This is a genomic window from Ephemeroptericola cinctiostellae, assembly GCF_003339525.1.
Taxonomy (GTDB): domain Bacteria; phylum Pseudomonadota; class Gammaproteobacteria; order Burkholderiales; family Burkholderiaceae; genus Hydromonas; species Hydromonas cinctiostellae.
Map to the genome: position 1 here is coordinate 2,097,260 of NZ_CP031124.1, position 15,609 is coordinate 2,112,868.

General features: G+C 48.3%; 18 protein-coding genes. 8 read left to right on the forward strand and 10 right to left on the reverse strand.

Annotated elements, in window-relative coordinates; all coding sequences use genetic code 11:
* Positions 1-46: 46 nt before the first annotated feature.
* From mltG to holB, 3 genes are all read left to right on the forward strand, one after another.
* Positions 47-1,081, forward strand: coding sequence for an endolytic transglycosylase MltG (gene mltG / locus DTO96_RS09385; RefSeq protein ID WP_114563259.1), 1,035 nt, complete (start codon positions 47-49; stop codon positions 1,079-1,081).
* A 217-nt stretch (positions 1,082-1,298) separates the two neighbouring features.
* Positions 1,299-1,928, forward strand: coding sequence for a dTMP kinase (gene tmk / locus DTO96_RS09390; protein ID WP_114564009.1), 630 nt, complete (start codon positions 1,299-1,301; stop codon positions 1,926-1,928).
* 1 nt (position 1,929) lies between these two features.
* Positions 1,930-2,994 (forward strand): DNA polymerase III subunit delta', encoded by a 1,065-nt coding sequence (gene holB / locus DTO96_RS09395; RefSeq protein WP_114563260.1) that lies wholly within the window; start codon positions 1,930-1,932, stop codon positions 2,992-2,994.
* 291 nt (positions 2,995-3,285) lie between these two features.
* On the opposite strand, the gene DTO96_RS09400 is transcribed toward holB, so the two are convergent.
* The 5 genes from DTO96_RS09400 to efeU form a co-directional block, all read right to left on the reverse strand.
* Complete coding sequence (locus DTO96_RS09400) at positions 3,286-3,750, reverse strand: ferritin-like domain-containing protein (RefSeq protein WP_114563261.1); 465 nt, start codon at positions 3,748-3,750, stop codon at positions 3,286-3,288.
* An 88-nt stretch (positions 3,751-3,838) separates the two neighbouring features.
* On the reverse strand, positions 3,839-4,054 hold the full coding sequence (locus tag DTO96_RS09405; RefSeq protein ID WP_114563262.1) for a hypothetical protein: 216 nt from the start codon (positions 4,052-4,054) through the stop codon (positions 3,839-3,841).
* 42 nt (positions 4,055-4,096) lie between these two features.
* Positions 4,097-5,380 (reverse strand): iron uptake transporter deferrochelatase/peroxidase subunit, encoded by a 1,284-nt coding sequence (efeB, locus tag DTO96_RS09410; RefSeq protein WP_114563263.1) that lies wholly within the window; start codon positions 5,378-5,380, stop codon positions 4,097-4,099.
* 110 nt (positions 5,381-5,490) lie between these two features.
* Positions 5,491-6,663 (reverse strand): iron uptake system protein EfeO, encoded by a 1,173-nt coding sequence (efeO, locus tag DTO96_RS09415; RefSeq protein ID WP_114564010.1) that lies wholly within the window; start codon positions 6,661-6,663, stop codon positions 5,491-5,493.
* Between the two features lie 75 nt (positions 6,664-6,738).
* Entirely contained in the window at positions 6,739-7,590 is an 852-nt protein-coding gene (gene efeU / locus DTO96_RS09420) for an iron uptake transporter permease EfeU (protein ID WP_114563264.1), read from the reverse strand.
* A gap of 300 nt (positions 7,591-7,890) precedes the next feature.
* Here efeU and DTO96_RS09425 point away from each other — a divergent pair, with 300 nt between their 5' ends.
* The 4 genes from DTO96_RS09425 to DTO96_RS09440 all read left to right on the forward strand — a co-directional run bounded on the left by DTO96_RS09425 (position 7,891) and on the right by DTO96_RS09440 (position 11,103).
* Complete coding sequence (locus DTO96_RS09425; RefSeq protein ID WP_114563265.1) at positions 7,891-8,490, forward strand: LemA family protein; 600 nt, start codon at positions 7,891-7,893, stop codon at positions 8,488-8,490.
* Between the two features lie 118 nt (positions 8,491-8,608).
* The gene (locus DTO96_RS09430; RefSeq protein ID WP_114563266.1) at positions 8,609-9,616 is read left to right on the forward strand and encodes a TPM domain-containing protein; all 1,008 of its coding nucleotides are present in this window, start codon (positions 8,609-8,611) and stop codon (positions 9,614-9,616) included.
* Complete coding sequence (locus tag DTO96_RS09435) at positions 9,616-10,152, forward strand: TPM domain-containing protein (protein WP_114563267.1); 537 nt, start codon at positions 9,616-9,618, stop codon at positions 10,150-10,152. The genes DTO96_RS09430 and DTO96_RS09435 overlap by 1 nt, the downstream gene beginning before the upstream one ends.
* Positions 10,153-10,248: 96 nt before the next feature.
* Positions 10,249-11,103 (forward strand): DUF817 domain-containing protein, encoded by an 855-nt coding sequence (locus DTO96_RS09440; RefSeq protein WP_114563268.1) that lies wholly within the window; start codon positions 10,249-10,251, stop codon positions 11,101-11,103.
* A gap of 19 nt (positions 11,104-11,122) precedes the next feature.
* Here the strand turns inward: DTO96_RS09440 and DTO96_RS09445 are convergent, their stop codons facing one another.
* From DTO96_RS09445 to DTO96_RS09465, 5 genes are all read right to left on the reverse strand, one after another.
* Complete coding sequence (locus tag DTO96_RS09445) at positions 11,123-11,782, reverse strand: HAD family hydrolase (protein WP_157964393.1); 660 nt, start codon at positions 11,780-11,782, stop codon at positions 11,123-11,125.
* A gap of 76 nt (positions 11,783-11,858) precedes the next feature.
* Positions 11,859-12,545, reverse strand: a complete 687-nt coding sequence (locus DTO96_RS09450; RefSeq protein ID WP_114563270.1) for a glutathione S-transferase family protein — start codon at positions 12,543-12,545, stop codon at positions 11,859-11,861.
* 24 nt (positions 12,546-12,569) lie between these two features.
* Entirely contained in the window at positions 12,570-13,184 is a 615-nt protein-coding gene (gene yfcF / locus DTO96_RS09455) for a glutathione transferase (RefSeq protein ID WP_225972479.1), read from the reverse strand.
* 42 nt (positions 13,185-13,226) lie between these two features.
* Entirely contained in the window at positions 13,227-13,865 is a 639-nt protein-coding gene (locus DTO96_RS09460) for a LysE family translocator (RefSeq protein ID WP_114563272.1), read from the reverse strand.
* A 45-nt stretch (positions 13,866-13,910) separates the two neighbouring features.
* The gene (locus DTO96_RS09465; RefSeq protein WP_157964394.1) at positions 13,911-14,237 is read right to left on the reverse strand and encodes a DUF2917 domain-containing protein; all 327 of its coding nucleotides are present in this window, start codon (positions 14,235-14,237) and stop codon (positions 13,911-13,913) included.
* 201 nt (positions 14,238-14,438) lie between these two features.
* Here DTO96_RS09465 and DTO96_RS09470 point away from each other — a divergent pair, with 201 nt between their 5' ends.
* Positions 14,439-15,434 (forward strand): LysR substrate-binding domain-containing protein, encoded by a 996-nt coding sequence (locus DTO96_RS09470; protein WP_114563274.1) that lies wholly within the window; start codon positions 14,439-14,441, stop codon positions 15,432-15,434.
* The last annotated feature ends 175 nt before the right edge of the window (positions 15,435-15,609 follow it).

The following is a 15,609-nucleotide window of genomic DNA, read 5'->3' on the forward strand; positions in this document are numbered from 1 at the left end:
TAGAATAGTGCTTCATTGTAAATCAAAACAGAACACCACACCGACCATGAATTTATTGTTCAAATTTAAAAAAACCACCCTGCTCATCATTGCCCTCATCATGGTGACACTGTGGGGCATGACGCGCCTGTCTTCACCTTTGGGTGACAAATCAGGCACGCAAAGCCTGACCATAGCCAAAGGTGTGGGCGCATCCACCATTGCCGAACAATTGTCAGCGCTATCAAAATCGTCGGGCGGCTCGGTGTCGGCTTTCGAAATCACGGCTTTGTCATTCATTACGGGCCGCAGTGGTGATTTCAAATCAGGTGATTACGACATCAATGCACGCAACAGCTTACGCAGTATTTTGGACAAAATTGCCCGTGGAGATGTGGCCCCCACGCGAGTTCGATTGCCTGAAGGTGCGACATGGTCTCAAATCAAAGCCGCATTGCTCAAGGCCGATGTTCAACACAATGCCCAAGAACTTGATGTCAAACAGCTTGCCACGGAACTCAAACTGAGCACACCTTCTGCCGAAGGCATGTTATTCCCTGACACATATCAATACCGCCGTGGCGAGACAGAAACCGCCTTACTCGCGCGCGCAGCACAAACATTACAAACCAAATTGAGTGCAGCATGGGACAAACGTGCCGCTGACCTGCCCTACACCTCGCCGTATGAAGCTTTGACCATGGCCTCCATCATCGAAAAAGAAACAGGCACCGCTGCTGATCGCCCAATGATTGCTTCGGTGTTCATCAATCGCCTCAAAACCCCCATGCGATTGCAAACAGACCCATCGGTGATTTACGGCATCGGCGACACGTTCAACGGCAATTTAACCAAAGCAGATTTACAACGCGACACCCCATTCAACACTTACACCCGCAACGGCCTCACCCCAACGCCAATCGCCACTGCGAGCATGGCCTCAATCGAAGCCGCCCTGCACCCAACAGACAGCAAGGCTTTATACTTTGTGGCACGCGGTGATGGTTCGAGCGAATTTTCAGAAACACTGTCAGCACACAACGCAGCGGTGCAAAAATATCAATTGAACCCCATAAAATCTGCCACAACAGCTGCGCCTTAGTATAGGCTATAGCCCTCAACCGCTCGCACGCACGTCCACACTGTGTGTAAAAAATGCCATTGAGTGAAACTCACGAACAATCCGATGGCCTCGTTGATGAGTCGATTGTGCTTGACCAAGATTTTTTTCAGATTTCCTGCTCAAAATTTCTAATATAAAATGAACGTAAAGTAGGATTTTACTTTGCGATTAACTGTTTGCAATGAAAGACACACACATGATCCAAAAAGGCCTGTTCATCACCGTTGAAGGCGTCGATGGCGCAGGAAAGTCAACGCCATTGGCATGGTTGACCGAACAACTCAAAGCCATTGGGCATTCTGTCGTTTTGACCCGCGAACCAGGTGGCACGCCTTTGGGCGAGCGTTTGCGCGATCTGTTATTGCACGAAAAAATGGATTTGGAAACAGAAACCTTGCTCATGTTTGCCTCTCGACGTGAACACATCGCACAAGTCATTGTGCCCGCTTTGGCACGTGGGGACATCTTGATTTCAGACCGTTTTACCGATGCCACTTATGCTTATCAAGGCGGCGGGCGCGGTGTTTCATTGACAAAAATTGAACAGCTCGAAGCATGGGTACAGCATGATTTACAGCCAGATTTAACCCTGTTGTTTGACGTACCACTTGAAGTCGCACAAGCACGCTTGGCCAAAGGACGTGACAGCTTGGATAAATTTGAACAAGAGTCCATGGATTTTTTTGTGCGCACACGCGAAGCTTACCTTGCCCGTGCAGCAGCCGATCCAAGCCGCATCGCCATCATTGACAGCACGGGCACTTTTGAACACACACGCACGCAAATCCGCACCGCCCTTGCTCAACACCTCAACATGGTCATTTGATATGATGCACACCACCCTTTTGCCTTGGCACGCACCTTTTTTTGCCCAATGGCATGCCCAACCCAATCGTGCGCATGCTTATTTGCTGGTTGCCCCCGAAGATACGGGTGGTGAAGCGTTGCTGCATCATTTGGCGGCCAGTGTTTTATGTGAACACCCCACTAAAACACACGAACCTTGCCATCAATGCGCGGGTTGCAATATGTTGGCGGCCTACAGCCACCCCGATTTACGCGTGATTCGACCGAGCATGCTCGACATCAACCACCCCATTGAAGAGCTGCGTCCAGAAAAACCAAGCAAGCTCATCACCATCGACGATGTGCGTGAATTGGCCAATATGGTCAACCAGACCAGCCATCGTGGTGGCACACGTGTTGTATTGGTTTATCCTGCACACAAGCTGAACCTTAATGCCGCCAATGCACTGCTCAAAACCTTAGAAGAACCACCACCACACACTTTATTTATCCTCCTTGCGCACGATGTCAAACAATTGCTGCCGACCATCGTCAGCCGCTGCCAACGCGTGAACTTACCCGCACCTGCCACCCACGATGCCGTGGATTATTTAACGGCTCACTACGGCGCAAACCCCAACTGGGCTCACTATTTAATTCAAGAGAATGGCGCTGTACAACGTGTCGCCGAACTGCACGACACCGCTTATTTCAAGCTGCAAGATGCTTTTGTCAATGAACTGGCACATGGCAAACACATGGATGCCCTCAAACTGGCCGAGCAATTTGACAAACACATCAAAGATGCAGACAAATCTCGCCTTGCAGGTGAACCGCACATCGTCAGCATGAGTACAGTGATGACGTGGCTGCAACGTTGGTTGCATGATGCGTTACTGGTCGCTCAACATGTGGCCGAACCACGCTACTATGCGGCCCATGCATCCGCCTTAAACAAACTCACCACCCACGCGCCTGAAACCTTTGTGACCCGTGCGCACGCTTGGCAATATGCACTGTCACAAGAACAACGCAGCAGTGAACACCCATTGAACAACCGCACTTGGTTAGAAAAGCTCTTGCTTCAGTACACGCAACTGTTTTGAATCATGCGGTATGGCAACCAATTTAAAAGCAATAAAAAATCCCCATCAGGGGATTTTTTATTGCATAACTGTTTAAATGACTGTTTAAATGACTGTATTAGATGATTAGGTGAATGGAGCAGACCATCACAATTACCCTCAAACAGAATCAAAAAAAGAATCGGATTCAGAGCAGGCTTTTAAGCCTGATCGGCACCATCGGATATTTGATCGAATATTCGGCGAAATAAAAACCAAAGCCTGTTCAAACCACACCCATCCAAGCATCATCACACATGAATCACGCCTGAATCACGCAATAAACGGGTGAATCACACCAGGCCGACGCAACATTTTATTGACACTGTCCAAGTGCAATTCCTCCTGTTGAATCATTTCGCGTGCATATTCTTCAACAAGCACCGATTTCCCTTCTGATAAACTGAGCAACTCATAATAAGCTTCAATCGCAGTGGTTTCGTGCGCCAAGCTTTCGCTCATGATGTCGCCAATGTCATGCTGCTCAGTTTCAAGCAACTGACCAATGCGCAAGGAGGGATGGCCACCCAGCAATGTCACCAACTCACCTGCACGGTGGGCATGGTCCAAGCTTTCAGTGGCGTTGTCTTTCAACCAGCCCACAATTGGGATGCGATTATAGCCATACACCATCAACGAATAGTGTGTGTAGCGCACCACGCCAGCCAATTCAATTTCCATGATTTTATTCAAAGTTGCAATGATTGCGCTTGCATCGGTTTCGTTTAAGTTTCTCATGACGTCTCCAAAATAAAATGGTTATAAATTAAGTTTGTGGTTCAATCATACGCCCATCAAATGACGATGCATACTTTATTTTAAGTGGTCAAGTCCATTCGGTTCTGCTCAACCCGCTTGTTTTGTACAAGCCATTGGTTGTGCGTTTGAATAAATGGCTTGGTTTACATCGAATGCCTAATTTGCTTTGTAATGTGCGCACCTTACGCCAATTGGCGCTCACAGCTTGCTCAAGCCATTCGCGGGTGTAATCGCTCGACATCCATGTGAGGCGTGCTTGGAGACGTGTTTGCGCATGCGCCACTCAGGTGCATGCGCACTTCAAAATTGGCTGTATGTCTTTGATTTAAACCGCAGCCTGAATCAAACCTTGCCCCAAGTACTCGCCTTTAGCAAAACCAGGTAAGCTGAAAAAATAACCGCCACCAAACGGCTTGATGTATTCCTCAAGCGACTCGCCATTCATGCGCCCCTGCACCGTCAAAAAACCGTTGAGCAAATTGGATTGATAACACACAAACAGCAAACCCATGTTCAATTGCCCCGACTTGCTCAAGCCTTGTGAATAGTTGTAACCCCGGCGTAAAATCAAATTTTTACGTGTTTCAGGTGTCCGTGGATTGGCGAGACGGATGTGCGCATCATGGGGGATGCGTTTGCCGTCGGGGTCGCTGGCAAAATCAGGGTCATCGTGTTCGTTGGGTTTGCCCAAAGGCGCACCACTTAATTTGTGCCGCCCAAAAATGGTTTCTTGTTCCTGCAATGGTGTGCGATCCCAAAACTCAACGCGATTGCGAATCAAACGCACCACTTGATACGATCCACCCTTCGCCCATGCGGGTTCGCCCGCACTGTTGGCATGATCGCTCACCCAGATCAACTCATTCAATAAGGCATCATTTTTGGCATCCACGTTGGAAGTGCCATCTTTGAAGCCCAACAGATTGCGCATGGTGTCTTTGCCCAATTTACGGATCATGTGCGGCGGCAGAAAACCATTCATTTGCCAGCGCATCGTCATCAAATCAGGCGTGTTTTTAATGATGTCGCGTAAAGCATGGATACACGTTTCAGCAGTGTTCGAACAAATTTGTATGGACAAATCGCCATCGGTTGACTCAGGTTCGAGTGCATCGTTGGGGAAAGGCTGCATGTCTTGCAAATATTGAGGCTTAAGATCCGTCAAACCAAAACGGCCATCAAACACACTCGCGCCGAGAGACACAGTCATGGTTAAATTATCAGGAAAAACTTTATCACCCATGATGCCACTGTTGAGCGGGGGAAATTTTGGATCAATCTGTGGCAGTTGCCCCCCTTGTGTCAAAAAGGTGATGCGATCAGTCAAGGTGCGAAGCAGCTTCTCAAAACCTTTTTTGTCTTTGGCCAACACGTCAAATACAACAATGATTGCAGCCGCAGGCTGCGGCGTGATGATGCCTGCTTGATGGGTGCCGTATGCATCTTGTTTAGTTTGAGTGCCGTCGCTGCTGTCAATGTACGCTTTGGTTGCCAGCGCACCAGCGCCCAAGCTGACTGCGCCCACGCCAATGCCTTTAAGCCAACTGCGGCGATGGGGGGATTTGGGTTGTTCGGTGTCCTGCGTGTCGTTGATGTGTACTGTTGTCATGGTGATTGGGTAATGATGGGGTTAAAACGGGTGGGGTTAATGCCCACAAAACAAAACGCCAACATGCCCGATAAACAGACATGTTGGCAAAAAACAAAAGACATGGGAACTTAGTTCAAACCCAATAAACCACGTAATTTTGATAAATCTTCAGCCAACACCGTGACGGGGGCAGCCAAGGCCTTGCGATCGGCTTCTGTCAATTTATCATACGATGCCCATGTGTCACCTTGCTTGTATTTGCTCAAGATGGCTTCGACTGAGGCAAAATTGTCATCGGTTTTCTTCAATAAAACGGGATCGGCTTTTTCAATCAAAGGACGGAACAAATCAACAATTTTCTTTGAACCCGCCATATTGGCATCAAAGTCAGACAAATCGGTGTGGCTGTAACGCTCTTCTTCACCACTGATTTTGCCGTTCGCCACCTCCTCAATCAACACGCCTGCCCCCCCCACCACTTTGGTTGCGGGGAAGTTCAAGCCTGCGATTTGCGTTTGCAACGCTTTCACGTCCGATAGCAATTTGTCCGCAATCGGCTTCATGCCTTTTAAAGATTTTTCTGACCACAAGGCATACTCCAAGCGGTGAAAGCCTGTGAATTCAGGGTCTTTTTCAACTTTTTTATAGGCATCGGCACGGGCATCAATTGAGCCATCCAAATCGGAGAACAATTCAGCGATCGGCTCAATGCGTTCGTAATGTGCACGGGTCGATGCATACAATGCTTTGGCCTTATTCATGTCGCCCGCATTGATCGCGGCAACAAACACTTCTGTTTTTTCTACAAAGGCTTTCGTTTCATCCAACACATACGCTTTATATTGGGCAATGGGTGCTTCCAATTGGGTCACAGGAATCGCAGCCACTTGTGCATTGGCATTTGGTGTGACCGTGAGCTTACTGCGTGGGTTTGACAATAAACCGCAAATCATGTCGTAATCGCCCGCATCCAAGGTGGTGGTGAGTTTCTGAGTGAAGCTTGGCGCAATGTTTTCACGCTCCTCAATCACCAAAACCCCTTTGAGGATTTCAAACTCTAAAGGGCGACTGCTCTTGTTGCTGATGATGAATGTGGTTTTACCTGCGGGCACTGTCAAAGAAGCGGGTTCGCATGCGGTGTCGGTCACCGCCACAGCCACCTCTGGGTTGGCTGCGGGTGCAGCAGGTGCCGCCGTTTTGTCGGCTGGTTTAGGTGCTGAGGCTTTTTCACCACATGCCGTCAGAGTGAAAGAAGCCAAAGTCAGGCACGATGCCGCGATGAGTTTGAAATTTGAAACCATGATCATCCTATAAAAATCCATCAACTGTCCAAAGACCGTGGAAAAATCACTTTCCAGCATGGTCTTTATTGTTTTTTAGCGATTTGAAGCCACGCCTTCAATCGCAGGTGTCCTCGATGCCGCGACAGTCACATCTTTAAAATACCACCACAAGGCCACCACCAAATAGGCCGCCCAAACCACAACCTCACCAACGGTTGGGGTCGGCGTATAACCAAACACACCCGATAAAAACACGCCAACCACACTGTGCACGGGTAAGAAAGAAGACCAATCAAACACCAATGTTTGTAAATGGTTCCACACACCAGCCTCATGCAAGGCCCGTAAAGACCCCGCCAGCAAACCTGCGGCGACCACAATGATGAATGCACCCGTCCATTTGAAAAACTTAGCCAAATTGATGCGCACACCACCTTGGTAAATGCCATAACCAATCGCCACTGAAGCCACCATGCCCAAAATGGCACCAAGCAAAGCACCGTTTTCACGCCCTTGCTCAATCGCTGCCAGCAAGAAAAACACCGACTCCAACCCTTCACGCGCCACAGCAAAAAACGACATCGCCAACAACGACAACATTTGCCAACGGCCATTGTTCAAAGCTTTATTGATTGAATCGTGCAACTCACGTTTAATCGAACGCGCTGCTTTTTTCATCCAAAATGTCATGCCTGTCAGCACACCCACTGCCAGCAAGCCAATCACGCCAACCCACAGCTCTTGTTCACGTTGAGGAATCTCACCCGTCTGTGCATTGATAAACCAACCCACACCAAAGCACATGACCATTGCCAGCACCACCCCACCGACGAGCGCAGGCATTGCACGGCCATGGCCTGATTGTTTCAAGTAACTGGCAATGATGCCAACGATGAGCGCGGCCTCGATACCCTCGCGCAGCATGATCAAAAATGCGGACAGCATGACGGCTCCTTTGCGTTTAAATGTGCTGGAAGCATATCACAACAAACCAAAAAATGCAAATCATTATCATTTACATACAGTTCCATCGTTTTTTCCATCGGCATGTTGTAACAACACCTTATTAAAAAGACCATCCGTTCCATAAAAAGCTCCTGCTTTGGTTTATACTTCTAGTCGATTCAATATTTTTTGATGATTTATTGATCTGTGATTCGTTCCGCGTCAACCAGCATCGGGGTTCACGTGTTAATGGCGCGCAATACTTTTTTTGCAATTTTTTGATACCCACAGGAGCATTCCATGCGTAAATTTCTCGCCCTCATCGCCACTGCCGCTACATTGACCTTGAGTGGTTGCGGTTACAACACCATGCAAGCGCAAGACGAAGGCGTCAAAGCCAAATGGTCAGAAGTATTGAACCAATACCAACGCCGTTCAGACTTGATTCCAAACATCGTCAAAACAGCACAAGCCGAAGCCAACTTTGAGAAAAGCACGCTGAATGAGGTCATCGCCGCACGTGCATCGGCCACAGGCATCCAAGCCACACCTGAGTTGATCAATGATCCTGTTGCATTCAAAAAATTCACGGATGCACAAAGCCAATTGCAAGGCTCTTTATCACGTTTGATGGTCACCATGGAAAACTACCCTAACTTGAAATCAAACGCTGCATTCCAAGAAGTTCGTGCACAACTTGAAGGCACGGAAAACCGCATCGCCGTGGCACGTAAAGGCTATATTGATTCAGTTCAAGGTTACAACACAACCCTGCGCACGTTCCCAAATAATTTAACAGCCAAAGTCATGGGCTATTCACCCAAAGCGAACTACACTGTTGAAAATGAAGCGGCCATTTCAAAAGCCCCAACAGTTGAATTTGATGCGCCAAAGAAATAAGCATCAAGCAATAAGTAACAAAAACAGAAGTAAACCACAGTTAGTTAGAGCATGACCTTTTGCGCGAATCCTTAGGGGTTCGCGCCCTTACAGCATCACCTGCGGGAACGCCCCACACATGAAAAACACGGCATATCGCTTTTTAAACCATGTCTGCGCACTGCTTTTTGGCTGGGCACTGTTGTTCAATGCCTCATTCGCCCAAGCGCAAAACGTCTTGCCCATTCCACCGCTGACTGCGCTGGTGATGGATCAAACCAACACATTGACCCCCACCGAAATCACACAGCTCGATGCGAAGCTCAAAGCATTTGAGAAAACCAAAGGCAGTCAAATCGGTATTTTGATTGTCCCAACCACTGCGCCTGAAGATGTCTTCAGCTACGCCCAGCGTGCCGCAGAAACCTATAAATTGGGTCGCAAAGGCGTGGGCGATGGTGTGCTCATCGTCATCGCAAAGAATGACCGCAAAGTTCATGTCTACGTCATGCGCGCCCTTGAAGGTGCAATTCCAGATGCTTACGCCAAGCGCATCATCAATGAACAAATGCAGCCCGCATTTCGCCAAAATCAATTTGCAACAGGTTTGGATGCCGCGACCACTCAAATTGAAAAACTCATCAATGGTGAACAGCTGCCCACAACCGCTGAATGGCAAGCACAGCAAAAAGAACAAAACAGTGGGGGTGACATTTGGACATCGTTGCTCATCCTCACCCTCGCCGCCAGTTTCATTGGCTCCGGCATTGCCAAATCGACCAGCCGCTGGTTGGTTGCGCCTTTGGCCGCCGCAGGCGCAGGTTTTGTCGCATTGGATATGAGCTCATTGATCACAGCTGCGGGTGTTGTCGCCCTGATTGTCGGTCTGGCCGTTATGATTTTTGGTAAACGTTACGCCCAGCTGGCCACACAACATGGCAATTCACCTTTCAGCCGCACCACAACTTCGCGCCGCAACAACGATATTTTCTGGGGCGGTGGCTTCGGGGGCGGTGGCTTCGGGGGCGGTGGCTTCGGGGGCGGTGGTTTTGGTGGGTTTGGTGGCGGCTCAGGCGGTGGCGGTGGTTGGGGCGGTTCAGGTGGCGGCGGTGACGCTGGCGGCGGCGGCGCATCAGGAGGCTGGTAATGAAACGATTTAAACCTTTAAAATTGAGCTTTTTTGAGCACACGGGTCGCATTTTGCGCCATTGGTTCACGCCCTCATGGCGTCTCAAAAATTTATTGAGCCATGATCAGCTCGAAGCCATCGCGCAGCACATTGAAGCTTCAGAAACGCAGCACACGGCCGAAATTGCCATTGCCCTTGAAACACGGCTGCCTTGGTCTTACCTTGCACGCCAAGCCCATTCACGTGAACGGGCTTGGGCTGCATTCAGCAAAATGCAAGTGTGGGACACGCCCGACAACAACGGGGTGTTGATGTATTTCCTGCTCGCCGAACGCCGCATTGAAATCGTTGCAGATCGCGCCTGCGCGCAAGTCATTGATGAGGCGCAATGGAAAGCGTGGGTGCATACATTGCACACGGCCATGCACAACAATGATTTGGTCAGTGGGATTAAAGAAGTCGTCACCGAGTTGACCTTGGTCTTAGAAAAACATTTCCCGCAACTGGAAACGAATCAAGAAAACCGTGTGAGCAATCGACCTCAGGTGTTTTAAGGAAAGCGCCTCACCTCACATTGTTTTAAAATTTAAAGCATTGAGGTGCGACTCAAGGACACATCAACACCGCTTGGCTTGAAACATAACATCCACATGTCCATACACCTTTCAACATTTGACACTTGGCTCACCCGCCATCCTGAGCAATCCGAACTCAAAGGCTTCAAGCGTTTCCTCAAAGAGTTTTGGTTCTTTGGCCTAAAATGTGCCCGCGCCTGTTTGTTCGCGGGTTTGTTTTTCCTATCGGTCATGCTCGTGCCTCGATCGGGGTTATTTGGGCTGCCCAGATACGATGCACTTTTACTGATTGCTGTCGCGATTCAAACATGGATGGTGTGGACACAGCTGGAAACATGGGATGAACTCAAAGCCATTACGGTGTTTCATTTGGTCGGCTTTGCACTAGAAGCGTTCAAAGTCTCTGGCAACATTCAATCATGGAGTTACCCTGATTTTGCTTACAGTAAAGTATTTGGCGTGCCGTTGTTTTCAGGGTTCATGTATGCCGCTGTGGGCAGCTACATCATTCAAGCATGGCGCTTATTTGACATGCGCATCCGCCATCACCCTTCGTATGGGCTGGCAACTTTGGCCGCATTAATGATTTATGTGAATTTTTTCACGCACCATTATATTGGTGATTACCGTTGGTACATCGGTGCATTTGTGCTGGGCTTGTATGCACGCACACGCGTGATTTTTCGTCCATTGGATCGGGATCGCTGGATGCCATTGCTGCTGGGGTTTGTGTTAACAGGGTTTTTTATATGGCTGGCCGAAAACATCGGGACATTTTTTGGGGTGTGGCGTTATCCAAACCAAATTGGTGCTTGGGCCACAGTGCACATTGGTAAATGGAGCTCTTGGGCGATGTTGGTGGTGATGACGTTTACCATCATCGTCAACCTCAAACACGTGAAAGAAACCATTCACGTGCCTGAGCCTTAACAAGACTTATAAGTAAAAATTAGCCCAACCGTTCGACCACCCATTTTTGCGCCTCACCCAAATGCTTCAACACCGCTGTGGCACTGGTGAAATCATGGTTTTCGGACATGGGGTTGGGTATCGCCAAACACGCAATGCCCGCCCGACTCGCTGAGGTCAGCCCATGTTCGCTGTCCTCAATGGCAACACATTCACCTGCACTCAAACCCAGTTTTTCCAAGGCCAATAAATAGCAATCGGGCGCAGGTTTACCATTCAACACATCATCACCTGAAACCGAAAAAGCGAAAACATCGTGCCAGTTGTGCGCGCGTAAATTGGCGTCCACACTGACTCGATCCGCACCCGTGACCATGACAAGGGTCAAACCAATGTCCTTAAAAAAACCAAGTGTTTCAATTACTTGAGGCATCAATGGGTATGTTTTACTCGCAACAAAAGCGTGGGTGGCGGTCACTTTCGCTTGCGTCAAGGTGGCCGCGCCGACGTCCAAATCATAACGCTGAATCATGTCCATGGCATTTTGCGCAGTGGGAATGCCTGCGTGATGATTTTTATAATCATCTTCGCTTAACGTGACGTTGTATTCGGCCAAAATGTCCATCCACATTTGGCAGTGGATGATTTCTGAATTGACTAAAGTGCCGTCCAAATCGAATAATATGGCTTTGATGCCCATGCTGTCCTCCTGTGGTTGCTTTGCTTTAAAGTATAAACTGTTTACAAAACAAACTCTTAAAGAAATGGGCATGAGCTTAAGATGTGCGCGTTGGACCGTATTTTTCCATGACCTCATTGTCATAATGAGCCAAAACCATGCTTTCTGCCAATGCGTCTTTTTTCCACTCGCGCATCGCAGGGTGTACGCGCATGGTGTCGCAATAGGCTTGCGCCGTGGGTGATAATTTAACGTTGTAGGCATGAAACCGCCACACAATGGGTGCAAACATTGCGTCAGCAATCGAAAACTCACCAAATAAATACGGTTTATCGGGTGAGTTGGCGGCAAACTCCGCCCGCGTCTCTGTCCAAATCGCATCAATCCGTGCCACGTCAGCCGCCACGTCCGTGCTCAGCTCGGCACCTTGTAAGCACATTTTGACATTCATCGGCATCGCACCGCGCACATGCCCAAAACCCGAGTGCATTTCCGCGCTGATGCTGCGCGCCCGTGCGCGAGCATTCGGGTCAAGCGGCCACAAGCCCAAATGCCGTTCGGCTAAATACTCCGCAATCGCCAAAGTGTCCCACACCTGAAAGCCATCATGGTGCAAGCAAGGGACAAGACCGTTCGGCGAATAGCCACGGTGCATGTCGTGTGCACCGCGCCCCGCCACGCTGACCATGCGCTCCTCGAATGGAATATTAAAGTGCTTGAGCAGCAGCCACGGACGAAGCGACCACGAGGAATAATTTTTGTTGCCCATATACAGTTGATACATGATGTTCTTTCTTTTAGAGTGTTTTTAGAGTGCGGGGCGCGGCTGATTGACCCATTCCTGCACCGACGGGCGCGACCATTGCTTACAGGCATATTCGACCAAGCGCGGTGGCACCGCATCACCGTTGAGTAATAAGCGATTGAGCATGATGGTCAGATCCAAATCAACCAGCGTCCATTCGGCAAAAACATGCTCGCCGCCATGCGCCAATAAACGTTCAGCGACATCGAACAATTTCTGCGCCGCAGCTTGTGCTTCAGCAGAAAGAGGTGTTGGATTGGGCTCATAAAAAACAACGATGGTCGAGCGCTCTTGGCGCAACACGAGCAAATCACTGCGTATCCATGACTGAATCTGTCGTGCACGTGCACGCGCTTCACTGGTTTTAGGATACAACGCGGGTTCTGGGAACTCGGTTTCCAAATACTCGGTGATGGCCGTCGACTCGGTCAAGGAGAAGTTTCCATGCACCAGCGTGGGCACGCGATGGGTGAGCGACGGCATGTCACGCTGCTCGCCCTTGTCCAAATCCACGGGAACCTGTTCAAAAGGCAAACCTTTTTCCCTCAAAGCCACAAACACCGACATGGCCCATGGACTGCTGTATTGTGAATCGACATAAAGCGTTAAATCCGACATATTTATTCCTTAAAAACAAATTAAATCAATTAAATCAAAATATTACGAATTCGATTTGTACTGCATGCGAAAAAGCCCCAAACCAAACAACATAAAACCCCCACCCGATACTCGATTAAACCACATGGCCCTACGCACATTGCAAAACCACGACTTCACCTGATGAGACAATCCCACATAAAAAGCATGTGTTAATAACGAACATGCAATAAACGTTAAAGTTAAAACTAAAAATTGCTCGGTTACGGACACATTGGTCTGTATGAATTGTGGAAATAAAGCAGTGAAAAACACAATGCTCTTTGGATTGGTCACAGCCACCAAAAAACCTTGGCGAAACAACATCAACGCGCTGTCTTTATTTGTATTCAGAGAAGCAACCCGTTCAAAAATATTGCTTTTGGATGTCCATTGTTTATAACCCAAGTAGAACAAATAAACGGCCCCTAGACTTTTAAAGGCCAAAAACAAAGTAGCCGAGGTTGCCAACACCACACCCAAACCAGCCATGGACACACTGGACACCACGAAAATACCTGTGGCATTACCCAATGAGCTCCATACTGCTTTCCGCCCACCCAAAGACACCGCATTCGATACCGCCAACAAAATTGCGGGTCCTGGACTTAATGATGTTAAAAAGGCAGCCAAAGTAAACATCAGCCATATTGACAAGCTCATCCTCTTCTCCAAATTTTCTAATCAATATTAATGAAGCAATATTAGTTAAACAACCACGCATACACACACCGCTGGTGTGTGTTGAACTTTCCGTTGCCAAGTATGCAACCACGAAACCAGTGCAGGGGTTTGAGTCGACTCGCTTACAGTCACCCATGCATTGCCAGTCTGCATGGAATCAATCAGCACTTTACCTGCGCTTACCGTCAAATGCGCCCCTGCTTGTAAGACGTAATCTTGATTGCTGTGCGTGTGTGTCAACCACACTTGACCACAATCGACCATTAACCTTGTGTTGTCGCTCACATTCAAAACCGTCAGCTGATCAGAGCGGATGTTCAATTGAATCGATGTGAATTTATTTTTCATCATACATTCTCCCCTTGAAGGCTTAAATGACATCAAAAACACCCATGGTTTTCATCAAAAATTTTTTTTAATCTTTGATTAAACATAGCATTTATTAGACATCATCTTCAAGCCATGATTGACATCATAAATACTTTCATCTATTAAACCAATCGATATATTTTCACTTATCATGTGAATTATTTTCACATCAAGGCAATCGTCATGTTTAAACTGCCCCCCTTACCCGCCCTCCGCGCTTTTGAATCTGTCGCCCGCCTCGGCAGTGTGACGCGTGCAGCAGATGAATTGCACGTGACCCACAGCGCCATCAGCCATCAAGTCCGCGTGCTGGAAGAATATCTCGGCATTACCTTGATTGACCGCAGCGCAAGACGCATGCACCTCACCCACGATGGGCGAACTTACGCATATCAGATTCGACAATCCCTACAGCAAATTGGCGGCATGACTGAACGCATCACCCAACGCTCGCAGTCTGAGTATTTAACCATTGGTGTTTTGCCTTCATTCGCAACCCATTGGCTGATTCCACGGCTGCCTTTATTTCGAAAAGAATACCCCGATTGGCGCATTGAGTTGGTGGCAGGATTGGACATGCTGGATTTTGATCAATCTCCTGTCGATTGCGCCATTCGTTTTGGAAACGTCTCGATGCATGGTTTGCGCAGCGAACCACTGATGGCTGAATGGCAGTTATTGATCGCGGAAGCCAATGACAGTCGTTATCACAGCGAACAAAGCGCACACGAAGCACTGACCATTGGACACTCATTATTGGCCAATGAAGACATCGCCAATTGGACGCTTGCCGCAGGCATTGACACACCAACACTGCATGAATCCATCATTGTCAATGACTCCAATCTTGCTTTAGAAGCCGTTCGAACAGGGTTGATTGGGTGCGCACTGATGCGTTGGAGCATTGCCGCCCATTGGATCAGTCAAGGACACCTAAAGAAAGTCACCCCACACATGTCCAAACACGTTTCAGGTTATCACCTTGTTTGGCCAAATCGCAGTCACGACTCAAGTAAACTCAATGTATTCAAAGCATGGTTAAAACAACAGTGCAGCGAATTTGAAAAACAAACACTGAACGGTGACTTATTTAATCACGTCGATCAAAGCCAAGCTTTTACCTTTTTAAAAGCAAACACATTGAATCTTCCACTCACCACAATAGACAGCAATAAATAAAATAACAATAAAACCACAATAAAACAGCGATAAAGCAAATTGGACGCGATGAATACGATCAAAATGCAGTGGTTTTACGAGAGCCAGCGAACCATCCCATGCCTTGGTGGTTCTATTCTTCAACCCTGTTGCAATGGTTTTTTACCCATAAAACATCGATACTTCCCTTACCTCA

Bases quoted from the DNA above. Each gene is read 5' to 3' on its own strand.
- mltG (WP_114563259.1), top strand. From the start codon at position 47: ATGAATTTATTGTTCAAATTTAAAAAAACCACCCTGCTCATCATTGCC.
- tmk (WP_114564009.1), top strand. From the start codon at position 1,299: ATGATCCAAAAAGGCCTGTTCATCACCGTTGAAGGCGTCGATGGCGCA.
- holB (WP_114563260.1), top strand. From the start codon at position 1,930: ATGATGCACACCACCCTTTTGCCTTGGCACGCACCTTTTTTTGCCCAA.
- DTO96_RS09400 (WP_114563261.1), bottom strand. From the start codon at position 3,750: ATGAGAAACTTAAACGAAACCGATGCAAGCGCAATCATTGCAACTTTG.
- efeB (WP_114563263.1), bottom strand. From the start codon at position 5,380: ATGACAACAGTACACATCAACGACACGCAGGACACCGAACAACCCAAA.
- efeO (WP_114564010.1), bottom strand. From the start codon at position 6,663: ATGGTTTCAAATTTCAAACTCATCGCGGCATCGTGCCTGACTTTGGCT.
- efeU (WP_114563264.1), bottom strand. From the start codon at position 7,590: ATGCTGTCCGCATTTTTGATCATGCTGCGCGAGGGTATCGAGGCCGCG.
- DTO96_RS09425 (WP_114563265.1), top strand. From the start codon at position 7,891: ATGCGTAAATTTCTCGCCCTCATCGCCACTGCCGCTACATTGACCTTG.
- DTO96_RS09430 (WP_114563266.1), top strand. From the start codon at position 8,609: ATGAAAAACACGGCATATCGCTTTTTAAACCATGTCTGCGCACTGCTT.
- DTO96_RS09435 (WP_114563267.1), top strand. From the start codon at position 9,616: ATGAAACGATTTAAACCTTTAAAATTGAGCTTTTTTGAGCACACGGGT.
- DTO96_RS09440 (WP_114563268.1), top strand. From the start codon at position 10,249: ATGTCCATACACCTTTCAACATTTGACACTTGGCTCACCCGCCATCCT.
- DTO96_RS09445 (WP_157964393.1), bottom strand. From the start codon at position 11,782: ATGGGCATCAAAGCCATATTATTCGATTTGGACGGCACTTTAGTCAAT.
- DTO96_RS09450 (WP_114563270.1), bottom strand. From the start codon at position 12,545: ATGTATCAACTGTATATGGGCAACAAAAATTATTCCTCGTGGTCGCTT.
- yfcF (WP_225972479.1), bottom strand. From the start codon at position 13,184: ATGTCGGATTTAACGCTTTATGTCGATTCACAATACAGCAGTCCATGG.
- DTO96_RS09460 (WP_114563272.1), bottom strand. From the start codon at position 13,865: ATGAGCTTGTCAATATGGCTGATGTTTACTTTGGCTGCCTTTTTAACA.
- DTO96_RS09465 (WP_157964394.1), bottom strand. From the start codon at position 14,237: ATGATGAAAAATAAATTCACATCGATTCAATTGAACATCCGCTCTGAT.
- DTO96_RS09470 (WP_114563274.1), top strand. From the start codon at position 14,439: ATGTTTAAACTGCCCCCCTTACCCGCCCTCCGCGCTTTTGAATCTGTC.